Source organism: Phytopseudomonas daroniae (assembly GCF_004327275.1).
GTDB lineage: Bacteria > Pseudomonadota > Gammaproteobacteria > Pseudomonadales > Pseudomonadaceae > Aquipseudomonas > Aquipseudomonas daroniae.
The window spans coordinates 92171-113667 of the sequence record NZ_QJUJ01000002.1; the positions used below are offsets into that span (position 1 = coordinate 92171).

Annotated in this window: 18 protein-coding genes, 1 tRNA gene and 2 pseudogenes; 11 read left to right on the forward strand and 10 right to left on the reverse strand. The window is 57.6% G+C overall.

The window, feature by feature from the left end; genetic code table 11:
* Positions 1-103 precede the first annotated feature (103 nt).
* A complete protein-coding gene (locus DNK10_RS05495; protein ID WP_131190854.1) occupies positions 104-1360 on the reverse strand; it encodes an acyltransferase family protein in 1257 nt (418 codons plus the stop codon).
* A 291-nt stretch (positions 1361-1651) separates the two neighbouring features.
* Positions 1652-4039 carry an endopeptidase La gene (gene lon / locus DNK10_RS05500; protein WP_131190855.1) on the reverse strand — a complete coding sequence of 796 codons (2388 nt, stop codon included), beginning with the start codon at positions 4037-4039 and terminating at the stop codon, positions 1652-1654.
* A gap of 215 nt (positions 4040-4254) precedes the next feature.
* Between lon and DNK10_RS05505 the strand changes: the two genes are divergently transcribed.
* The 5 genes and pseudogenes from DNK10_RS05505 to DNK10_RS05520 all read left to right on the forward strand — a co-directional run bounded on the left by DNK10_RS05505 (position 4255) and on the right by DNK10_RS05520 (position 8708).
* Positions 4255-5007 (forward strand): AraC family transcriptional regulator, encoded by a 753-nt coding sequence (locus tag DNK10_RS05505; RefSeq protein ID WP_131178663.1) that lies wholly within the window; start codon positions 4255-4257, stop codon positions 5005-5007.
* Positions 5006-5107: pseudogene (locus DNK10_RS26390) on the forward strand (cupredoxin domain-containing protein); the annotation flags it as partial. The gene DNK10_RS05505 and the pseudogene DNK10_RS26390, both read left to right, overlap by 2 nt.
* 290 nt (positions 5108-5397) lie before the next feature.
* Complete coding sequence (locus DNK10_RS05510) at positions 5398-7827, forward strand: membrane-bound PQQ-dependent dehydrogenase, glucose/quinate/shikimate family (protein ID WP_131190856.1); 2430 nt, start codon at positions 5398-5400, stop codon at positions 7825-7827.
* Between the two features lie 126 nt (positions 7828-7953).
* Positions 7954-8409, forward strand: coding sequence for a GNAT family N-acetyltransferase (locus tag DNK10_RS05515; RefSeq protein ID WP_131190857.1), 456 nt, complete (start codon positions 7954-7956; stop codon positions 8407-8409).
* Between the two features lie 209 nt (positions 8410-8618).
* Positions 8619-8708 (forward strand) — tRNA-Ser (locus DNK10_RS05520).
* Positions 8709-8803: 95 nt separating this feature from the next.
* On the opposite strand, the gene DNK10_RS05525 is transcribed toward DNK10_RS05520, so the two are convergent.
* From DNK10_RS05525 to DNK10_RS05545, 5 genes and pseudogenes are all read right to left on the reverse strand, one after another.
* On the reverse strand, positions 8804-9088 hold the full coding sequence (locus DNK10_RS05525; protein ID WP_131190858.1) for a type II toxin-antitoxin system RelE/ParE family toxin: 285 nt from the start codon (positions 9086-9088) through the stop codon (positions 8804-8806).
* The gene (locus DNK10_RS05530; RefSeq protein ID WP_131190859.1) at positions 9085-9363 is read right to left on the reverse strand and encodes an antitoxin of toxin-antitoxin stability system; all 279 of its coding nucleotides are present in this window, start codon (positions 9361-9363) and stop codon (positions 9085-9087) included. Before DNK10_RS05530 ends, DNK10_RS05525 begins: the two co-directional genes overlap by 4 nt.
* Positions 9364-9475: 112 nt before the next feature.
* Positions 9476-10227, reverse strand: a protein-coding gene (locus DNK10_RS05535; RefSeq protein ID WP_131190860.1) for an IS5 family transposase whose coding sequence is annotated in 2 segments (ribosomal slippage) — positions 9476-9897 and positions 9897-10227 — 753 coding nt in all. Because the reading frame shifts where the segments join, the coding sequence is not laid out codon by codon here.
* A 181-nt stretch (positions 10228-10408) separates the two neighbouring features.
* Positions 10409-10540: pseudogene (locus tag DNK10_RS05540) on the reverse strand (integrase core domain-containing protein); the annotation flags it as partial.
* Between the two features lie 113 nt (positions 10541-10653).
* Positions 10654-11442 (reverse strand): IclR family transcriptional regulator, encoded by a 789-nt coding sequence (locus DNK10_RS05545; protein ID WP_165493591.1) that lies wholly within the window; start codon positions 11440-11442, stop codon positions 10654-10656.
* A gap of 108 nt (positions 11443-11550) precedes the next feature.
* Here DNK10_RS05545 and DNK10_RS05550 point away from each other — a divergent pair, with 108 nt between their 5' ends.
* Genes DNK10_RS05550 through DNK10_RS05575 form a run of 6 tightly spaced genes read left to right on the forward strand, consistent with a single transcriptional unit; the run spans position 11551 to position 17157 of the window.
* Positions 11551-12531, forward strand: coding sequence for a C4-dicarboxylate TRAP transporter substrate-binding protein (locus DNK10_RS05550; protein ID WP_165495949.1), 981 nt, complete (start codon positions 11551-11553; stop codon positions 12529-12531).
* 47 nt (positions 12532-12578) lie between these two features.
* Complete coding sequence (locus tag DNK10_RS05555) at positions 12579-13085, forward strand: TRAP transporter small permease (RefSeq protein ID WP_131190864.1); 507 nt, start codon at positions 12579-12581, stop codon at positions 13083-13085.
* Entirely contained in the window at positions 13082-14365 is a 1284-nt protein-coding gene (locus DNK10_RS05560; protein WP_131190865.1) for a TRAP transporter large permease, read from the forward strand. The genes DNK10_RS05555 and DNK10_RS05560 overlap by 4 nt, the downstream gene beginning before the upstream one ends.
* 16 nt (positions 14366-14381) lie before the next feature.
* Complete coding sequence (locus DNK10_RS05565) at positions 14382-15563, forward strand: CaiB/BaiF CoA transferase family protein (RefSeq protein WP_131190866.1); 1182 nt, start codon at positions 14382-14384, stop codon at positions 15561-15563.
* Positions 15564-15572: 9 nt separating this feature from the next.
* On the forward strand, positions 15573-16016 hold the full coding sequence (locus DNK10_RS05570; RefSeq protein ID WP_131178612.1) for a MaoC/PaaZ C-terminal domain-containing protein: 444 nt from the start codon (positions 15573-15575) through the stop codon (positions 16014-16016).
* 1 nt (position 16017) lies between these two features.
* Positions 16018-17157 carry an extracellular solute-binding protein gene (locus tag DNK10_RS05575; protein ID WP_165495950.1) on the forward strand — a complete coding sequence of 380 codons (1140 nt, stop codon included), beginning with the start codon at positions 16018-16020 and terminating at the stop codon, positions 17155-17157.
* A gap of 327 nt (positions 17158-17484) precedes the next feature.
* Here the strand turns inward: DNK10_RS05575 and DNK10_RS05580 are convergent, their stop codons facing one another.
* The 3 genes from DNK10_RS05580 to DNK10_RS05590 form a co-directional block, all read right to left on the reverse strand.
* Entirely contained in the window at positions 17485-18705 is a 1221-nt protein-coding gene (locus DNK10_RS05580; protein WP_131190868.1) for a hypothetical protein, read from the reverse strand.
* A gap of 201 nt (positions 18706-18906) precedes the next feature.
* Complete coding sequence (gene ampC / locus DNK10_RS05585) at positions 18907-20106, reverse strand: class C beta-lactamase (protein ID WP_131190869.1); 1200 nt, start codon at positions 20104-20106, stop codon at positions 18907-18909.
* Between the two features lie 166 nt (positions 20107-20272).
* Positions 20273-21496 carry a hypothetical protein gene (locus tag DNK10_RS05590; protein WP_131190870.1) on the reverse strand — a complete coding sequence of 408 codons (1224 nt, stop codon included), beginning with the start codon at positions 21494-21496 and terminating at the stop codon, positions 20273-20275.
* Position 21497: the final 1 nt, after the last annotated feature.

Below are 21497 nucleotides of genomic sequence, written 5' to 3' on the forward strand. Positions count from 1 at the left end.
GGATCCCTCCAGAAAACAGTAAGAAACAGCGGCACGGTCGGCCGAACATCTCATTCCGACCGTTATCGTTACAGATGATTCCTGTGATTTTCCCCCGTTTCGCTCAGGCTGTGCTAGGCCTCACAGGCAGCCATTTGAGCAGCTGTTTGCGCGTTGGCACCACGGCGTTCTCCTGGGCCCAGACGCAGAGGATCACGGTGAGCAGCAGGAACAGCGGGTAGAAGGCGATCGACAAGGTCTGTTCGCCGGCCTGGATCGCGCACTGCGTCCAGTTGGCCAGGCACTCGCTGGAGATCACGCCGAGCATCTTCTCCGAACGCGAGAACAGCGTGAAGGCGGGTACATGCAGTACGAACAATGGTAGCGAGGCCGCTCCCAGGCGCCGTGACCAGCGTCGTACCGGTTCGCTCGTCGGCGAAGGGGCGAGCGCGCACAGGTAGATCAGCATCATTTGCGACGGCAGCAGCAGGCCGTTGTGCAGCAGGTAGTACCAGTATTGTTCGCCCTCGACCAACCAGGCGGCGCCAAGGAAGCAGGTCAGCACGGTAAGGATCATCAGCCCGATACCGGCGGCGCCCGGTGTGCGGCCGGCGTCCTGCATGTCGCGGAACAGGCCGTAGGCGAGGATGCCGGCAAGAAATTCAGGCAGGCGTATCAGTGGGTTGCGATGCAGCATGCCGGTGAAGGGCATGCCGTAATCGCCATTGAGGATCACCAGGGCCGGCGGAATCATGTAGATCAGTGTGAGTACGCCGAGCCACAGCACCTTGTGCTTGAGGCGAGCCAGGCGTGGAGCGACGAAAGGAAACGTCAGATAGAAGAAGAACAGCGTGGAAATCGACCATAGCGGCGGATTGAAGGTCAGGTAGAGCGGGTTCCAGGCCTGCAGCATGAACAACTGCAGCACGGTATTGAGCGCCAGTTCGCCGTTACCCATGAAGTGTTCGAGGGTGGTGCGCGAGATCCCGGTCATGTCTTCGTTGGTGTCGTACACCACGAAACGGATGGTGGCTTTGGTCTCGTCCGGCGGGATGCCCAGGTTGCTGATGATGAAGATGACCGTGATGGTCAGCAGCAGCGAAAAGATGTGCAGCGGGTAGAGGTTGGCGAAACGCCGGCTCCAGAAACTCACCGCCGGCTCGCGCAGTTCGCCGCGCTTGCAGTAGACGTGAGCGAGCAGGAAGCCGGACAGCACGAAGAAGGTGCTGGTGGCGAAGAAGCCGACGCCGCTGAGCTGCTTGATGATCGGCAGCTTCTGTTCCGCGTAGTTGTGCAGGGTATGGAAGACCACGATGTACAGGCCGAGTATGAAACGCAGCCATTCGAGCCCGATGAAATGTTCCTTGTCGGTTCGGGTCATCCCCGTTCTCCTTATAGCGACATCTTCCGGGCACGGATCAGCCTGCGCAGACAGCTTCGCTGCGCAGCCTTGCGGCATGCCGGGTCTGCGTCTGACAGCGGCAATCGCATTTCGATCTATCTGATTTTCCGGGGGCAGTAGGCAAAGAGGGGCTGGTGGAGTCGCCAGACCCGGATTACGCCGCTACGCGGCTAATCCAGGCTACCGGCCAAACCATACCATCGGTACCATACCCATTCGTAGCCTGGATTAGCCGCAGGCGTAATCCGGGTTTCGAAGTGGTTGCAGTGGTCAGTCGAACAACACCTTGGCGACATCGCTGTAGCGTTTGGCGAAATGCACGGTAATGCCTTCCTTGAGGTAGTCCGGCAGTTCCTGGTAGGAGCCGCGGTTGGCTTCGGGCAGGATCAGTTCGTAAATCTTCTGCCGGCGTGCGGCGATGACTTTCTCGCGCACGCCGCCGATGGCCAGCACCTGGCCGGTGAGGGTCAGCTCGCCGGTCATGGCAACACCCTTTTTCGGCGCCTGGTTGCGAGCCAGGGAGAGCAGGGCACTGGCGATGGTGACACCCGCGCTGGGGCCGTCCTTGGGCGTGGCGCCTTCGGGCACGTGCATGTGGATGGCGGACTGATCGAAGAAGGTCGGATCGCCCTTGTAGGTTTTCAGGTTCGAGCTGATGTAGCTGTAGGCGATCTCCGCCGACTCCTTCATCACTTCGCCGAGCTGGCCGGTGAGTTTGAAGCCGCGGTTGAGGGTGTGAATTCGCGTCGCCTCGATCGGCAGCGTGGCACCGCCCATGCTGGTCCAGGCCAGGCCGGTGATCACACCGACCCCCGACAGCACCTGCTCGCTGCGGAACACCGGCATGCCCAGGTACTGCTCCAGATCCTTGGCGGCAATCTTGACCTTGCTCTGCGGATCCTCGAGCAGCTTCACGACGGCCTTGCGTACCAGCTTGCCGAGCTGTTTCTCCAGCTGCCGCACGCCAGCTTCACGGGCGTAGCCTTCGATCAATGCGCGCAGGGCGCTGTCGCTGATCGACAACTGCTTGCCTGACACGCCGGCCTTGTCGAGTTGCTTGGGCCACAGATGGCGTTTGGCGATGGCCAGTTTTTCCTCGGTGATATAGCCGGACAGGCGAATCACTTCCATGCGGTCGAGCAGCGGGCCGGGGATCGAATCCAGGGTGTTGGCGGTGCACACGAACAGCACCTTGGACAGATCCAGGCGCAGATCCAGGTAATGGTCGAGGAATTCGACATTCTGCTCCGGGTCGAGGGTTTCCAGCAGTGCCGAGGCCGGGTCGCCCTGGAAGCTGCTGCCCATCTTGTCTATCTCGTCGAGCATGATCACCGGGTTCATCACCTCGACATCCTTGAGCGCCTGCACCAGTTTGCCTGGCAGCGCACCTATATAGGTGCGGCGGTGGCCCTTGATCTCGGCTTCGTCGCGCATGCCACCGACGGAGAAGCGATAGAAGGGGCGGCCCAGGGATTCGGCGATGGATTTGCCGATACTGGTCTTGCCGACGCCGGGTGGGCCGACCAGCAGGACGATGGAGCCGGCGATCTCGCCCTTGAATGCGCCGACGGCGAGGAATTCGGTGATGCGTTCCTTGATGTCGTCCATTCCGGCATGGTGGTCGTCGAGCACCTTGCGGGCATGCTTGAGGTCGAGCTTGTCCTTGCCGAACACGCCCCAGGGCACGCTGGTGGCCCAGTCCAGGTAATTGCGCGTTACCGCGTATTCGGGAGAGCCGGTTTCCAGCACGGAGAGCTTGTTCATCTCCTCGTCGATGCGCTTGCGCGCCTGGTCGGGCAAGGTCTTGCCTTCCAGGCGCTGGCTGAACTGTTCCGAGTCGGCGCTGCGGTCATCCTTGGTGATGCCCAGTTCCTGCTGGATGATCTTCAGCTGTTCCTTGAGGAAGAACTCGCGCTGGTGTTCGCCCACGGAGCGGTTCACTTCGGCGGACAACTCATGTTGCAGGCGTGCCACTTCCACTTCCTTGCGGAGCATGGGCAGCACTTTTTCCATGCGCTTGAGGATCGGCACGGTGTCGAGCACTTCCTGCAGCAGCGTGGATTGAGCCGTGGTCAGGGCTGCGGCGAAGTCGGTGAGTGGCGACGGATCGTTGGGGCTGAAGCGATTGAGGTAATTCTTCAGTTCTTCGTTGTACAGCGGGTTGAGTGGCAGCAACTCCTTGATCACGTTGATCAGCGCCATGCCGTAAGCCTTGACCTCATCACGCGAATCATTGGCATTGCGCGGGTAGTCGACCTCGGCCAGGTAGGGCGGGCGATGGTGCTTGAGCCAGCCGCGGATGCGCACGCGGGTCAGGCCCTGGGCGACGAACTGCAGTTTGCCGTCGTCTCCACTGATGTGATGCACGCGTACCACGGTGCCGTGTTCTGGCAGGCTGGAGGTGTCGAAATGGCGCGGGTCGGTGACTGGCTGATCGACATAGAACAGGGCCAGGGTGCGGTGCTCGGTCTTGCTGACCAGTTCCAGGGTTTCCGCCCAGTGCTCTTCATTGACGATCACTGGCAGCACCTGCGCCGGGAAGAACGGCCGATTGTGGATCGGAATCACATAGAGTTTGTCCGGCAGGCTCTGGCCGGGCAGCATCAGGCTGTGGCCGGTCTGCTCCGAAGCGATCTCGATATCTTGCGTCTCGTTCATGCGGCACCTGTCTTTTCACGTTGAGTGTTAGATGGGGCGCCGCTGGTTTTTTTCAATATTTATTCGCTTGCCTGACCGTGATCTGCACGCTTGTGGGGCTTGCGCAATGCTTGCAGGGTGTTTCGCGCAATGGCCGACATTCCACCCGTCGTGGCCCATACAGTTTTTTCATGCAACGCGGTAGAGTGCGCGCTTCATCCATCGAGTTGCGAATCATGCTCAATGCCCGCCTCATGCGCCTGGACGATCAGGCCCACGAACACACCCACGACCACCATCAACTGGTGATGTCGGTGTCGGGGCGTGCCGAGTTCGAGGTGGTCGGGCGTGGTGGCGAAGTGTGCCGAATGCGCGCCTGCCTGGTGCCGGGGGATGCCGACCACCAGTTCGCGGGCATTGGCGACAACCGCATGCTGATCGTCGATCTCAACGAGCAGGACATGTCCGCCGAGGATCTGCAACTGCTCGGCCACCTGTTCGATACGCCGCGTTACCCGCAGCTGGATGCCGATTTCCAGCACCTGCTCTGCTATGCCGGTGCCGAGCTGGAACGTTATGGCAGTGACCCCTTGCTGGCCCGTTCGCTTGGCGGCGTGCTGTTGCGTGCCTTGCATCTGCGCCTGTTCGGCGAATCGGCAGGGCGCAGCCATGGATCGATGGATGTGCAGCGTCTGGATGGCTACATCGCCGACAATTTGGCGCGGCGTATCAGCGTGGCTGAACTGGCCCATGTCGCCTGCCTGAGCCCCAGCCACTTCCATGCTCAGTTCAAGGACAGCGTTGGCCTCACGCCGCATCAGTACCTGCTCAAGGCACGCCTCGACCGTGCCACGCGATTGCTGCGTGAAAGTAGCCTGCCGCTGATCCGTATCGCCGAGGAGTGCGGCTTCTCCAGCCAGAGCGCCTTGACTACCGCAATGCGCCGTTACCTCGGGCTCACGCCGAAGCGGCTGCGCGGCAGCGAATAAGGGCACGCCCAGCGCGACGCTGGTGTTCGGCAAGCCTGGACTGGCGCTGCTGGGGTGCAGTTTCCACGACTGGATGGCCGGTTACGTATACATCACCGATGCCTCGTGATTCGCTGTCAGTGATGCTGCTCAACGTGACGCGCAGCCCGCGCATCGTGCGCTTCTTCACCAGGGGCGGCATCGCTGGACTGCGCAAAAGCTGATCTCCCCTCCATCCCCCTCGCCACCTCTCTTCGTTACGCCGACCGCTCTATTTCAAGGCTTGGCCCTGCAAACTGGATGGCTTTTCAGTCTGAACTTTCATCTACACTGAAACATCCATTTACATCTGGCGTCCTCCCTTAGGAGGACGTCTGCCTTTGCACAGGTTTTTTCCAAGGAGTTTTTGTCATGACGGAGATTCACCAACGGCGCGCCGGGCGCGACCCACTGCTGTTGCTATTCGGGGGCCTGATCGGGCTGGTGGGGCTGCTGCTGGCCGCTGGCGGCGGCTGGCTCGCCGTACTGGGTGGTTCCTGGTATTACCTGATTGCCGGTGTTGGTCTGCTGATAGCCGGCGTGTTGCTGGCGCGACGTAGGCGCTCCGGTGCCGGGTGGTTCGCCGCTGTGTTCGTCGGCACCCTGATATGGGCGGCCTGGGAGTCCGGGCTCAACTATTGGCGCTGGATTCCGCGTCTGGACGTGGTGCTGATCCTGGCGATCATCGTCGCCCTGTTGCTGCCACGTCTGGGCGGATTTTCCCGAGGCGCCTCCCGCGGGCTGGCGGGGGTACTGTTCCTTGGCCTTGCGGCGGCCGGTGTCCTGGCGTTCGTGCCCTATGGTTATGTCAACCTGGCCGAGGTGCCTGAGGCGCAGGGCCAGTCGCTGGAAACCGACGTGGGCTCGGCGCAGCATTCGGATGCCCCACAGGATGGTGACTGGGCGGCCTACGGCCGTAACGCAGCCGCGACCCGCTATTCGCCTCTGGATCAGATCAACGCCGACAACGTCGGCAAGCTCGAACGTGCCTGGCAATACCGCACCGGCGATCTGCTCGATCACCGCTGGGGCGCGGAAACCACGCCGCTGAAGATCGGCAACTCGGTGTACCTGTGCACCTCGCGCAACATCCTGATCGGCCTGGATGCGAGCAGCGGCAAGGAGCTGTGGCGTTTCGACCCGAAAGTGCCGGATGAAGCGATTCCCTACACCGCAGCCTGCCGTGGCGTGTCCTACTACGAAGTACCGCAGCAGAGCGACACTCAGGCCAGCGCTGACACGCAGCCGACAGCCTGCCAGGCTCGCGTCATCTCCGGCACCCTGGACGGGCGCATCATCGCCGTGGACGCCAAGACCGGCGAGCCTTGTGCGGACTTCGGCGACAACGGCCAGGTGGACATCAAGACCGGCATGGGCGTCACGCCCGAGGGTTATGTGTCGATCAACTCGCCACCAGTGATCGTGCGCAACGTCATCGTAACCGGCCACCAGGTGCTGGATGGCCAGCGCGTCGATCCGCCGTCCGGTGTGATCAAGGGCTTCGACGCCGTCACTGGCGAGCTGAAGTGGGCCTGGGATGCTGCGCGTCCCGATCAGAGCGCGCCACTGCCGGAGGGCGAAACCTACACCCGTGGTTCGCCGAACATGTGGACCATCGCCTCGGGCGACGACAAGCTGGGAATGGTTTACCTGCCGATGGCCAACGCCGCGGCGGACTACTGGAGCAGCTCGCGTACGCCGGAAGTCAACGAGTGGAGCGTGGCTCTGGTTGCGCTGAACGTGGAAACCGGCCTGCCTGCCTGGAAGTTCCAGACCACCCACAAGGATGTCTGGGATTACGACCTGGGTTCGCAGCCGAGCCTGGTGGATTTCCCCACCGACAAAGGCCTGGTACCGGCGGTGGTATTACCGAGCAAACAGGGCGATATCTATGTGTTCGACCGCCGTACCGGTGAACCGCTGTTCGATATCGAAGAGCGTGCAGTGCCTCAGGGCGGCGCCGAGCCGGAGCAGCGTTCGCCGACTCAGCCGTTCTCGACTTACCACACCCTGCGCAAGCCGGATCTGACCGACCGTGACATGTGGGGCATGACGCCCTTCGACCAACTGGCCTGCCGCATCCAGTTCCAGCAAGCCAGCTACGAAGGCATCTACACACCGCCGACGCCCGATCGCCCGAGCATCGAATACCCGAGCTACAACGGCGGCTCCGACTGGGGCAGTGTGGCTATCGATACCCAGCGTGGAGTGATCATCGCCAACTACAACGACATGCCCAACCACGTGCAACTGGTACCCCGCGCAGATGCCGACCGCATGGGCTGGAAACCCCGTGAAGAGCTGGTCGCTGACCGCGGCGGCGCCGAAGGCGCGGGTGATCCGCAGGCTGGTACGCCTTACGCGATCAACGTCAACGCCGGCTGGCGCCTGAAGTACACTGGGTTGCTGTGCAAGCAACCGCCTTACGGTGGCATCCGTGCCATCGACCTGAAGAGCGGTGAGACCCTCTGGGATCGTCCGCTGGGCACGGCGCGTGGCAATGGCCCCTGGAACATCCGTTCCGGCTTGCCGATCGACATCGGTACGCCGAACAACGGCGGTTCGGTGGTCACCGCTGGCGGCCTGATCTTCATTGCCGCAGCTACCGATGACCTGATTCGTGCCATCGATATCAAGACCGGTAAAACCGTCTGGGAAGACGCGCTGCCAGCCGGTGGCCAGGCCAACCCGCTGGTCTATGAAGCCAATGGCCGTCAGTACCTGATGATCGTCGCGGCAGGGCACCATTTCATGGAAACCCCGACCGGTGACTACGTCATCACCTACGCACTGCCGCAATAACGGCTAGCGCAGTGCAAAGGGCCGTCGGGGCAACCCGCCGGCCCTTTTTCATGCCTGCGCCATGACGGCTCGCCCTGAAAACGCTAGAGTCTGCGGCCTTCACCGTATTCACCTAGCGAGTCGATCATGTCCGTCATCTGGCACCTCAAACCCCATGCCGAGCTGAGCAAGGCCGAGCTCTACGCTGCGCTGCAGCTGCGTACCCAGGTCTTCGTCGTCGAGCAGAACTGCCCGTATCTGGAAGTCGATGGCCTCGACTTGCAAGGCGATACCTGCCATTTGCTGGGCTGGCAGGGCGAGCAACTGGTGGCTTACCTGCGCCTGCTCGACCCGGCGCTCAATGACGGCGAGGTGGTGGTCGGCCGTGTAGTGACAGCGGCCAGCGCCCGCGGTACAGGGCTGGGCCACGGCATGCTGGAGCAGGCTCTGCAAGCCTGCGCCCAGCGCTGGCCAGGCGTTTCCGTGTATATGTCCGCCCAGGCCCATCTGCAGGGCTACTACGGCCGCTACGGTTTCATCGCGGTGACTGACGAGTACCTGGAAGACGACATTCCCCATATCGGCATGCGCCGCGAGGGCTGATCGCCACTGTAGGTCAATGGAAATCCCGAGCCGCGACCGGCAACTCATTGCACTTACTCACCGCCGGGCAATGCCCATCCGGCTGTAACCGCCGACCCCTGTCGCGCTTTACCGTCATGCCAAATGAGGCAAGCGATTGAAACCAACCGAAAAAAATCGCCCGATGGGCTTCGCCAAACCGATTTCTGCTGATATCATGCGCGCCGCCTGGGAAGATGCCGGAGTGGCCGAACGGGACGGATTCGAAATCCGTTGTATCAGCGATGGTACCTAGGGTTCAAATCCCTATCTTCCCGCCATATCTCAAGCCTAAGCCCCTGAAATTCCTAGAGTTTCGGGGGCTTTTGCTATCTGCGGCATGCAAAGTGTCAAAAGCAGGCCAAGGCCTGTGGGATCAGTCTTGGAGCAGGGGCCACATTCTGGCTACATGTACCAAGGCAAGAATCCATACCGCGTCATCTTCAGTTTGATAGACAAAGCGGTCATTTTCGTGGGGAGCAAGTTCTCGGGTGCCCGCGACCTTTCTCAATTTCCCCTTGTCGGGAAAATCAGCCAGAGTGGATGCAGCAGTGCTGATTAGCTCATCCATATGCACGGCAGCGACGGGGTTATCGGCAGCGATATAGTCCCAAATGTCCAGACGATCCCGCTCAGCTTCAGGCGCCCAGATAACCTTCATTCGTGACCCAATGCCTTGGCACGGCGTGCGGCGAAGGCAGCTTCAACGTCCTCATTGGAACGACCACGACCGGCTTGGACGGACTCTCTCGCTACAGCTACCTTGCGCTGAACGAATTCATCATGTTCCTTGGCTTGCTGCTGCTGGCGAATGTAATCGCGCATAAGGTCACGCATTACCTGTGAGGCTGGCAGGTGAACGGCTCGTGCAGCAGCCATGAACCCTTCGCGCAATTCAGGTTCAAGTTTCAGATTGAAAACAGCTTCTTTGGCCATGCGGGTTTACCTTTGTTCGTGTGTACGACGTATATACGTTTTGGATGCGTGTTAAGCCAAGACGTCGATACCGAGAAGCCACCAGCACATGAGGCCTAGGGCCTGTTGAGATTCATCGTGAATTGATAATGGCAGCGGCAAGATTGACCATGGCGCAAAAGCTTGCATCGGTCTTGTCACAGCGCATTGCAATACGCTTGAACTCCTTGAGTTTGCAAAAGAAGTTTTCGATCAAGTGCCTCCACTTGTAAACCTCCAAATCAATATCCAGAGGTTCTCTGCGTTGCGGCATTTGGGAAATGACAACCTTGGCTCCTCGCTGGTTCAAATCAGCAATCAGCCAGTTTGCATCGAATGCTTTGTCAGCAATCAGCCCATCGAACTCAACGCCCTTGATCAAGGGAGCAACCCCCGTAATATCGTTGCGCTGGCCAGGCAGCAGGACAAAGCGAACCAGATTCCCCAAGGCATCTGTCAGGGCTAGAATCTTACTCGTCATGCCCCCTCTGGACTTGCCTATGGCCTGGCTTTGAGCCCCCCTTTTGCGCCTTGGCCGTGGCGATGAACCTTGATGATCGTAGCGTCGACCATTGCATATTCCATGTCGGGCTCATCACTTACGGCATCGAATAGACGCTGAAAGATATCGGCCTTCACCCAGTCCCGAAATCGCTTGAAAACGGTATTCCAATTACCGAACTCAACGGGGAGGTCGCGCCATGGGCTGCCGGTGCGAGCAATCCACAGAACCGCTTCGATAAGAAGTCGATTATTCGTACCACTACGGCCTGGATCGCTTGGCTTGCCCAGGCAATGTGGCTCCATCTTCGCCCATTGGGCGTCGGTGAGTACAAGTCTAGTCATACCCAAAATTTCACCACAGGAAGGCGGGGTAGGGAAAGCTGTATCTCAACAAGCCCTAGGGCGTGGTCAGCTCTATAAAGCGCTGATAATCGCTTACCGGCCCGAGTTTGACAGCGCCCTGCAGGGGCCGGCGCAAGGTGCGCATAGCGCATGGTTATAGCCAGCGATTACTGCCAACGTCACTGTGTGGTCGATGTTCGTTGTAATTCCTGTGCCAGGCTGTGATGCGGATTCTGGACTCGGCCAGCGAACAGAACCCGTACTCGTTGAGGCATTCCTCCCGGAACTTGCCGTTGAAGGACTCGGTGATGGCTTTCTGGCTATCAGAAGACACGCGAAGTACCGTCTTAAGGCGGAGTCAGGTTCGGACTCAAGCAGGCAATTGCGAGAAGCGGGCGCGTTTACTGGACAACGCCACCCAGCTTTCTATTCATACACCTGCGCCAAGCTCTGACCACCTATGGCGATCGATATGGCATCTGCGGTCGCTCTTACTTTTCCTACTACTTCGGCGATGTGAGCCTCATCCTCCACATGAGGCCCGAAGGTAGGTGCGGTCAATGCAGCGATTGCGTCACCAAAATGATTGAGGATAGGGCAGCTGATGTCGGTGATTCCTGGCGCCAGTTCGCTTGGGGAAATCAGATAGCCTTGGATACGAACGTTCTCCAGTTTTTTCTCGAGTGCGCGCTGGTCGGCCTGATTTGCATCGCCCAGCATCATGGAAAGCATCGCCTCTCGCTGATGATCCTTTTGAAAAGCAGCAAGCGTTCTGGCTGATGCATAGCGTGGAGACATTGGTAGAACGCCGCCTACCCGTACGCTCCACCCCATTTCCAACGTATCTGGTTGCGTTTGTGCGATCACCATCAGGCGATTCCCATGGCGAATAACCAGATGGCAGGTGCAGTTGATCTGAGTCGCCAGCGTTTCCATCTTTGTGGTGGCGATTTCAATCAGCCGCCGGGTGGGCGGATGAATGTGGGCAAGCTCGAACATTTTCAGGGTCAATGTGTACAGGCCTGAGCCCGAATCACGGGCTATGTAGCCGCGCCGTTCCAGTGCGCCTAGCACACGAAACACTTCGCTGACCGAGCGGCCTACGCGGTCGGCAACCTCCTTCTGCAAGAGCCCGCCTCGCTGTTCAGCCAGTGCTTCGAGTATGTCGAGGCCTTTTTCGAGCGCAGGCGCTCGGTGCTGGGGTTCGATTTCCATAATTATCCTTGACACCCTAGTAATATCATATACAAAATCGTCTCGACAAATATGAAAATAAGACTGGTAGCGCAGGCCCATGCTCAAGCCAGATCCGGGAGAATAATAATGCACAAGCTATTTGTTGGGGCCATTGCGGCCACCCTTCTTGCACTGCTAAGTCCCATTTGCTGGGCAAAGCCATTCACGCTGCGTGTAGCCCACGCTCTAGCCCCTACCGAGCCTATCAATGTTGAGCTGGAAGCCTTTGCCAAGGCGGTCGGCGAGCGCAGTGATGGAAGGCTCAGGATTCTCGTTTTCCCGTCTGAACAGTTGGGAGCCAATCGTGGGCTTCTCGAGCAGGTTCGCATGGGAGCCCCGATCATCCAGGTAGCAGACCCTGCATTCATGTCGGACTTCGTTCCTGACTTTGGCGTGCTCAATGGCCCTTATCTGCTCGATCGGCCGCAGGACTTTCAGCGCATTCTCGACAGTCCCTGGTATGCGAACCTGAAGAAGCGGGCAGCGGTGGCCGGGTTTCATCCACTGGCATTCAACTTCTTCTTCGGCAGCAGACATATGCTGGGCGATAAGCCGTTCCGGACTCCGGCTGATCTTGCCGGCGTCACCATGCGCATAGCCCCAAACCCGATCTGGGCTGCGACCTTCGGCTCATTGCGGGCCCGAGGAGTGCCATTGCCATGGACAGAGGTCTACAGCGCTCTGTCCCAGAACGTGGTGGCCGCCGTTGAAACTCCTCTGGGGTCGATGGTTGGTGCGCGTTTACAAGAGCAACGTAAAACCTTGTCGCTGACCCGCCATTTCGATGCCTACCTGGGCCTGGTGATGAGTGAAAAGGTTTTCGAGGGAATGGAGCCTGACCTCAGGAACATTCTTACCGAGGAGGCCGAAAAGGCTGGCGATGCGATGACACGCAGAACGCTCGAAAACGACCAGAAAATATTGAAGGATCTGGAAGCGCAGGGGGTCACGGTCATACGTGACATCGACATACAAGCGTTTCGCCAGACGACCCAATCGGTCTACGAGACGATGCCGGGCTGGACGCCGGGTACCTATAGCGAAATACGCAAGATCCTCAGCGACTGAGCTGGCGTAGTTCGACTAACCCTATTTCCTGAATTTTGGTGATTCTTATGACCGATCAACAGAATGTTGAGTCCGGCGGCGAACAGCTGCGCTTCTCGGATCTGCTACTTGAAGAAATGCTTGCTGGTATCGCACTGGTAATTGTCGTCAGTGGTGTGGCGTGGGGTGTGATCACTCGCTACATAACTTCGGCACCTGCCGCGTGGAGTGGCGAACTGGCTACCATCGCCTTCGCCTGGCTGGTTTTTCTCGGTTCCGCAGCCGTATTTCGGCGCTCGGGCCACATCATGATCGACTCTCTCCTGCGACTGCTTCCCGTGAAGCTGTCGCGCGCTGTTCAGGTGATCGCTGCCGTGGTGGTGCTCATTACCCTGATATCTCTAACGGTACTGGCGAGCAGTTTTACTCTGGAGACAATGGACGTACCAACGACAATTCTGCGGCTTCCGCAAGCGGTGGTTTATGCCTCGGCGGCACTCGGATTCTTTCTGATGGCCGTCCGACATGTCGCGGCAACATGGGAAAAACTCTCCACTGAGGAGGTGCGCCCATGATTATCTGGCCACTCTTGCTAGTACTCGTCCTGCTGGTACTCAGTGTTCCTGTTGCCATCGCACTGATAGCACCCAGCTTGCTGTACTTCTATCTTGACGGTGCGCTGCCTATGGGCATTTTTGCCCAGAAAATGGTGTCCAGCACCGAGTCGTTCCCGTTGCTTGCCTTGCCGTTCTTTATTCTTGCCGGCGCGATAATGAATGCGGCGGGTATCACACGGCGTCTTCTAGGTTTGGCTGATGCCTTCGTGGGCCACTTCATTGGTGGTCTGGCGCAAGTCAGTGTGATCATGGCGACCATGATGGGCGGGCTCACCGCATCGGCCAATGCCGATGCCGCGATGCTGTCCAAGATGCTCGGCCCGACCATGATCAAGAATGGCTATCCGCGGGGCTTCGCCGCAGCGGTGGTGGCCTGTTCCTCGATCATCGTCGCGATGATTCCGCCAAGTATCGGATTGATCGTGTACGCCTTCATGGCCAACGTATCGGTCGGGCGTCTGTTTATTGCCGGTATCGCGCCAGGTTTCCTGATCGCAGTCGGCCTGATGATTTCCATCTACTTCATCTCCCGCCGCAGAAGGTTCAAGCCCGTTCGTACGCGAATGGTCAGTGGCAAGGAGCTTTTGAAAGCCTTCGTCGATGCAATCTGGGCGTTGACGATACCCGTGTTTATCGTCGTGGGGCTGCGCTACGGCATTTTCACGCCAACCGAAGCGGGTGCCATTGCTGTTTTCTATGCGGTTTTCGTGGGCGTTGTCTGTTACCGCGAGCTTCGCATCGGGCAATTGCCCGACATCATCCGCGATTCGATTACCACCATCTCGATCGTGATGTTGATCATCTGTGCCGCCGCTGTGTTCGGTTATTACATGGTTTGGGAGCAGATTCCGACGCAGATCGCTTCTGCTCTGATTCAGTTAACCAGCAACCCACTGTTATTGCTGTTGTGTGTGAACCTGATGTTGCTGGTGATCGGCATGTTCCTTGAGGGAACTGCTGCGCTGATCCTGCTGACTCCGATACTGGCACCAGTGGCCGCTTCACTTGATATCGACCTTGTTCACTTCGGTGTGATCATGGTTCTCAACCTTACGCTCGGCGGTGTGACACCGCCTATTGGCACTCTCACCTTTACCGCCAGCAGTACCCTCCGAACCCCTGTCATCGAGACGTTCCGGGAGTCCATTCCACTTCTCGCGACGTTGCTCCTGATCCTGGCGCTGGTGACGCTTTTCCCCCAGATATCGCTAACCCTTCCTGCCCTAATCATGCCTTGAACCTCTGGAGGATCGCATGGATACATCAACTCGCCTTTCGAATGAGGAGCCTCACCTGCCGCTGGAAGGACTTCTCGTCCTTGATTTCAGCCAGTTCCTGGCGGGGCCTTCCGCCGCTTTGCGTCTCGCGGATCTCGGCGCCACGGTCATCAAGATCGAGCGCCCCGATGGTGGTGATTTGAGTCGTCGCCTGTACGTTTCGAACCTGAAAATAGATGGCGATAGCACGCTGTTTCATACCATCAACCGCAATAAGCAAAGCTTTGCTGCTGACCTGAAGAACCCGGACGATCTGGTTAAGGTTCGCAAGCTGATCGAGTCGGCTGACGTAATGATTCAAAACTTTCGACCTGGGATCATCGAGCGCCTTGGGTTGGGTTATGACGATGTAAAGGAATTTAATCCGCGTATCGTCTATGCATCGATTTCAGGTTATGGCAACGAGGGGCCATGGAAAGGCAAACCTGGACAGGATTTGCTCGTGCAATCGCTTTCCGGTCTTGCCTGGATGAGCGGAGATGCCGACAAGCCACCGGTGGCAACCGGTGTGGCCGTGGCCGACATGATGACCGGTGCCCATCTGGTTCAGGGCATTCTGGCCGCTCTCGTCCGTCGCGGCGTCAGCGGGAAGGGCTCGCGGGTTGATGTCAGCTTGATGGAGTCGATCCTGGATCTGCAGTTCGAGTTCTTCAGCACCTTTCTCAACGATAACGAGCGAGCGCCAGTGAGAAGCGGGGTATGCAGTGCAAGCGCTTATCTTGCTGCGCCCTATGGCATCTATCCGACTCGCGATGGGTTTCTGGCACTGGCGATGATGCCGATCCAGAAACTGGCCGAGATGCTCGAGAGTCCTGAGCTAGGAATCTATGCGGCCGATCCGGACACCTGGTTCAGCCATCGCGACCTCATCAAATCCATCATTCGTGACTGCCTGTCCTCCCGTTCGACAGCGGATTGGCTCGCGCTTCTGGAGCCAGCGGACATCTGGTGTGCAGAGGTTATGGACTGGCCAACACTGGTCGCGCACGACGGATTCAAGGCTTTGGACATGATTCAGAACGTATTCACCGCCAGCGGCGAGCGCGTCCGCACTACACGCTGCCCGATACGGTTCGACGGTCGCGTCCTGCGCTCGTCCAAAGGGGCCCCAAAAGTGGGCGAAGACAATGCCGTCATTCAGACAACCTTCAACCTTTGAGGTATCGATATGATCATCGAGCGTTATTTTGAGAACTATGACATTGGCGAAACGTTCCTCACTTCCGGTCGTACCATCACGGAAGCGGACATCGTTCTTCATGCTGGACAAACCGGGGATTTTTTCCCCCACCACATGGATGCGCAATGGTGCGCGACTCAGCCGTTCAAGCAACGTATCGCTCACGGCACGCTGATCTTTAGTGTCGGAATAGGCATGGCGGCCAGTGTGATCAATCCGCAAAGCATGTCGTATGGCTACGATCGCTTGCGCTTCGTCAATCCGGTGCATATCGGCGATACGATCCGTGTCCGTTCGACGATCGAGGAGAAGAAAGACCATAAGCGTGCCGAAGTCGGCCTGGTTATCGAGAAGGTCGAGGTACTCAAGCAGGATGATAGTCTCGCGCTCGTCTGCCATCACATCCACATTGTGAATCGCAGGAGCTGCTGACGTGACCGAGATCTCCGTACTCAATTGGCAGCACCGCCGTGCAACCGGGCCAATCGAGGCCGCGATTGAGCGGTTTCAGGATGCGAACCCAAGCATTTCAGTGAAGCACTCGACACGCCCGTTGAGCGACTTCGAACACCAGGGCATCGATACCATTGCCCGGCAGTATGACCTGATCATTTTCGATCATCCTTTTTGCGGGGTAATCAGTCAGAGCGCTTGCTTCGAGCCGTTGGAGCTTCTGATCCCGGATTTGCTGGGCGAGGAACAGGGCAGTCGCTACATCGGTAACAGCCTTGCCAGCTACCGCTTCGCAGGGCATCTATGGGGAGCGCCCATCGATGGCGCTACTCAGCATGCCCTGTATCGAGCCGATCTGATGGCGAGATTTGGCGCCGTACCGAAGAGCCATGCCGATGTTCTCCAGCTTGGAACCGAAGTACGCAAGGCTGGGCTGTATTTGGGAACAGCCATCGATACACCACACGCAATTCTCTCCATCTGGTCATACATGGCTAACCTCGGGCAACCGGTATTGGCTGACGAAAAGAGCATTCTTGATATTCCCGCTGAAAGCTTTGCGCAGGCCTATACCGCTGTTGCCGATGTGCTCGCACTGTCCGCGCCAGAGGCGGCACATTGGAACAGCATTGATCTCCACCAGGCGATGGGGGAGCGTGACGACATCGTATATGCCCCCGTTGTCTACGGTTATGCGGCCCATGGAGAGCATGATCACTCTCGACCACTCAGCTTCGCCAGCTTCGCCGGTGTTCGTGCACCCTATGAAGCAGGCTCGGCCATAGGTGGTACGGCACTTGGCCTGTCACGTTATTCAAAGGCCAAGACAGAGGCGCTTCAGTTCATGCGATTCATCCTGGGGGATGAAGTACAGACCCGCATAGTTGGTGAGCATCATGGTCAAGCGGCAACGCGTGATGGATGGCTGCAGAGCGATCTCGATGCTCGTTTCAATCACTTTTTCAGTGCCGTACTAGGCTCGATGGAAACCGCCTGGGTTCGTCCGCGGTTCGCTGGTTACATCGATTTCCAGCGCAGTGGCGGCGAGATTGTCGCAGAGGGACTAAGAGCGGGTACTGCTGCTGATAAGGTTCGTGAAAAGCTACTTTCACTAATATAGCTTCGTGCCTTCACCGGGTTGGATGGTGTATAATTTTTTAGCCCGGTTTAAGTCATGTCATCGCCCAGCTTCTCACGGCGGCATCAAGTATTTCGTTTTCAGATTCAGTGAACTCGCACCATCCCAACACGCATTGTGGCGTAGCGGAATCCCTATGTTTCCGCATGTATAAATAATAAGTATCTGAAATAAATTGGGTTTATTTGGGTTCTGGAGCCCGATTTCCAAGGCAAATCGATTCCTATCCGCGTTGTTCCTTGTTCAACCAGAGAAGCCACAACGGAAAAGCTGTCGCTGTGCTTGGCTTTGTTATGTGAGTGGCATGATTCAAAGATAATCCTGATGCAGCCGATCAACATTATCTTTACCTATCATTTCGACCAAGGCCTCTAAGAACTCTGCGGGAAGCTCACCATTAATGCCGAACTGACCGTTTACCAGTAACGAGAGGTAATCGTCCAAGCTCTTTTTCCCTTGCGTTGCTTGGATGAGTGCTTGATCCACGTCTCTCCAAAATGCAGCACCTTTCGCATAGAATTGCGCGTAGTACTGTCCTTCGCCTTGTGCTACAAGTCGATGAGCCTTTAGAAGCCCTATCTGATCAATTTCATCGGTCATCTGATCGAATAGCTGAAAAGCGTCTTTATTTTTTTCAAGAGACTTGAATCCGTAGTAGTGGGCTAGGCTTTCCGAAGCCCAAAGTGCGTTAGTCTCCAATCCCAACAGGTGTGCCATTTCGTGAGCAGCGATCCATAGATGCCTGACTCGTTCTGATGAGTTCACGCCTTGCTCAGTCACAGAGATATTTGCCAAGTAAGTGTCTCTTCCTGCGGCACCACCAAGCACACCCAAAGAGGAATCAATTCCTAGAACTAATACATCAATAACTTCTGGCAGTTGTGAGGTGTTGATAGAGGCCATGATTTCATACAGGTATGAAACTTGTCGATCATACGATCTATAAAGATTCTTCACGTTAAAGTTTGAAGGTAGATGACCCGTGAAAAAGTTGAACGATGTTTTTCCAAAAATAAATCGATTTTCAGGTACGCCAATCAGCATCAATAGAGGCGCTTCTTTAAGCGATGGCACACGGCGGCATATTGTGATATGACCCTTGGTGCAAATTTCAGATTCAGCGGTATTCGAAGAAAGGCGCAAAAGATTCCCCCACTCGGAGAACAACCACCACCGGCCTGGGTAGTAAAGATTATCCTGCATAGAGACATCATGATCCGGGTTGGTTGCAGCACTGAACCTTATGCTCCAGGCGATTTCAGAACAGCCAGCAGGTGCCAGCCACTCACCATCCTGACGAAGCAAGGCTTTATTTGACGTAGCGCAAACTGGGTTTTCTATATTTGACCCATTAAGCTGCCTTGTAATAAAGGGAGTGTCAGAACGAAGAGGGCTCTCAAGAAAAAGCCTTACAGTTCCAGTAGCAGGAGCAGCGTTGTTGATCTGTAATTCATACTTTGAGGCTAAAGATTGCCCAGCAAATAAAAGAGATGTCGAAAAAGCTAACATAATTCTGTATATCCATTTCATATACAGCGTCACCCTCATTTTTTCACATAACGATTAAATTAAAGGGCGGGCTTTAGCCCGTCCCAGCGAACGAAGTGAGTGTTTTAAGCACGTTGTTATATGTTGTAAGCGTGGTTAGCCAGAGCCAACCAGCTTTACAACTCTTATTCCGACGAGAGTTCGTAACTAATCAGCAATCCGCGGCGTGCTGGCGAATATACCCTAGGGGGTATTCTGGGGATGCGGTTCTGCGGGGTTCGAGTGATTGGCCAGGGCCGTGAGTATGGCGTGTGCGGCTTTCACCCTGGCGGCGTTGGGGTAGTTTCTGTTGGCCAGTAGAACCAGGCCCAGGTCGTGGCCGGGGACAAAGACTGCGTAGGCACCGAAGCCGTTGGTCGAGCCGGTTTTGTTGAACAGGCTGGTGTCCGGCTCGAACTTGGGTGGTGTCAGGAGCGTGGCCTTTTGCGCTTCCAGGGCCATCGCCGGGGAGTTGCCGGTTTGCAGGCGTTCAAGGCTGATTGGGTAGGGGTAACGCTCCCAGCCGAGGCCTTGGGTCATCTCGCCAATGCGGTAATAGCCGGTTTGCGTGGTGGCGATGGCGTGCTGCAGGTCGAGGCTCAGCCTGGTCGGGTTGAGGTTGGCCTGAACAAAACGCAGCATGTCCCTGGCGTTGGTTTTTACCCCATAGGCTTCTGCATCGAGCATCCCCGGAGTGACCCGTACGGCTTGGTTATCTTGCGCGTAACCGTAGGCGTAGCGCGACATCTGCGTAGCCGGCACTTGGATATAGCTCTGCCGCATGCCGAGTGCGGGGAATAGGGTGCCCTCCATCAGCGCCGGAAACTGCTGGCCCATGCTGCGTGCAGCCAGCAGGCCGAGCAAACCGATGCTGGGGTTCGAATAGCGCCTGTAGGCGCCAGCGTTATGCTCCGGCTGCCATTGCTGGTAGTAGGCGAACATGCTGTCCTGGTCAGTCACGCTGTCGGGAAATTGCAGCGGCAGCCCGCCGGCGGTGTAGGTGCCGAGGTCGAGCAGGCTGGTGTGTTCCAGACTGCTGCCGCGCAGCTCGGGCAGATGCTGGCCAGCGCTCTCCGAGAGCGCCAGCTTACCCGTTGCCTGGGCCAGGGCGGCGAGGGTAGCGGTGAGGGTTTTGCTGAGTGAACCGATTTCGAACAGGGTGTCGGAGGTCACGGGCTGCTGGTCGTCCAGACGTGCGACGCCATAGTTGAAGTAGTGGGCCTGCCCGTTGTGGGTGATCGCCACCGCCATTCCCGCGATGTCATATTCCTGCATCAGCGGACGGATATTGGCGTCTACCAGCGTCTGCAGTTCATTCGGCGTTGCTTCCTCGGCCGTGCAGGTGCCTGCGGCGAATGCGAGTGTGATCAGTAGTACTGGTAGGGCGATGATCTTTCTGGACATGTCTTAGCGCTTTCATGGTTGTGATGATGTGTCATGGGCCGCGTGCAGGCTTTGTCTCTGTCACGCTCTGCAACCATAACGGACGCGAATGGAGCGGCAACAGGCCCTAGAAAACCCGGATCAAGCATGCCGAACCTATGTATGAGACCAACGAGCCGTCGGGCCATCACATTTCGGCATCGAAGATGATAGTGACGTCACCCTGATAGGTGCTGCCGGGCTGCTTGAGCATATCGTTCACGGCCGCCTGGCTCGCTTCGAAATGCAGTTGGGCCGGTTGGTTTAGCCCCGTCGATACGCTTCGGAAACGCTTGGCCGCAGCACTCCCGACCGGCAGGCTTTCGCGGCGTACTGCGCCACCATTGGTCAGGGCCACATGGCTGGGCAGCGTCACTGCGACGTTGATCGGTACCTGGCTATTATTCTGGTTGCGGATCGCGCAGTTGCTGCCAGCGCTGTACTGGCAGTTCAGGTACATGTTGAACGGGCCACCGGACCACAGGCGAAATGGCAGGTCGCGGTACAGGCGGGTCGGTTGCCGGCCACGGTGCACCCACTCGCCCCAGCCCCCTTGCGGCTCCAGCACGGCACGGTCCGAACCCGGCGGGAACTCCACCCGAACCTGGTGTTTGACGGTCAGCTCGAAGGCGATGCTGATGGTGCTTTGGCTCAGCTCGGTGACATTGTCGCCAAAGTCGAAATCGGCATTGTTGCCGATATGGTAGAGCGTCTCTCCTGTATAGACGCCGTTGACGATGCTGTGCGGTGTCGGGGTGATCAACCGGTAGGTAATGGCAAATTCGGAGGTGCGCACATCCTTGACGAAACCGATGGTCTGAGTATCTGAATCCGAATAGCAGCCGCTGGGTGAGGCGGGGTTATTGATACGCCAGAAGTATTGCGCCCAATTCGAGATGCCCCAGGCCGTTTGGTAAGAGCATCCTCCCATTATGGTGGCGGTAAATACGGGGTTGTTATCACCCCTGGGAGTGTCACTCGCTTCAACACGTTGACTAATGGAGGTGATCTGGAACTCAGCGGTAAACGAGTCGCCGGCTGTGCTGGTCATTCTGATGCGCCGAGTGGCCGGGGTTTTAATATAGAAGCGCTCCCGCACATTGGCCGCCTGCTTGATGGTGCGTTTGTTGTAACGCACGCTATCAATACCCACAGTAAATACCTGCCGCTCATTGCAAACCTCCGGCCAGCGCTGACAAAAGAACGCACTGGGCGTGGTGTTGGTGAATTGGTTCTGCGAGGCATCCTGCAGATTCGGTGCGAAGTACGCGCTGATGGTGGCATCTGCCGCATTGGTCGGAGACCCGGTCAACAGGGTGCTGACACTCACGACGAAGTAGAGGAGCCTGGCGAAGACTGTCGGTGATTTCATC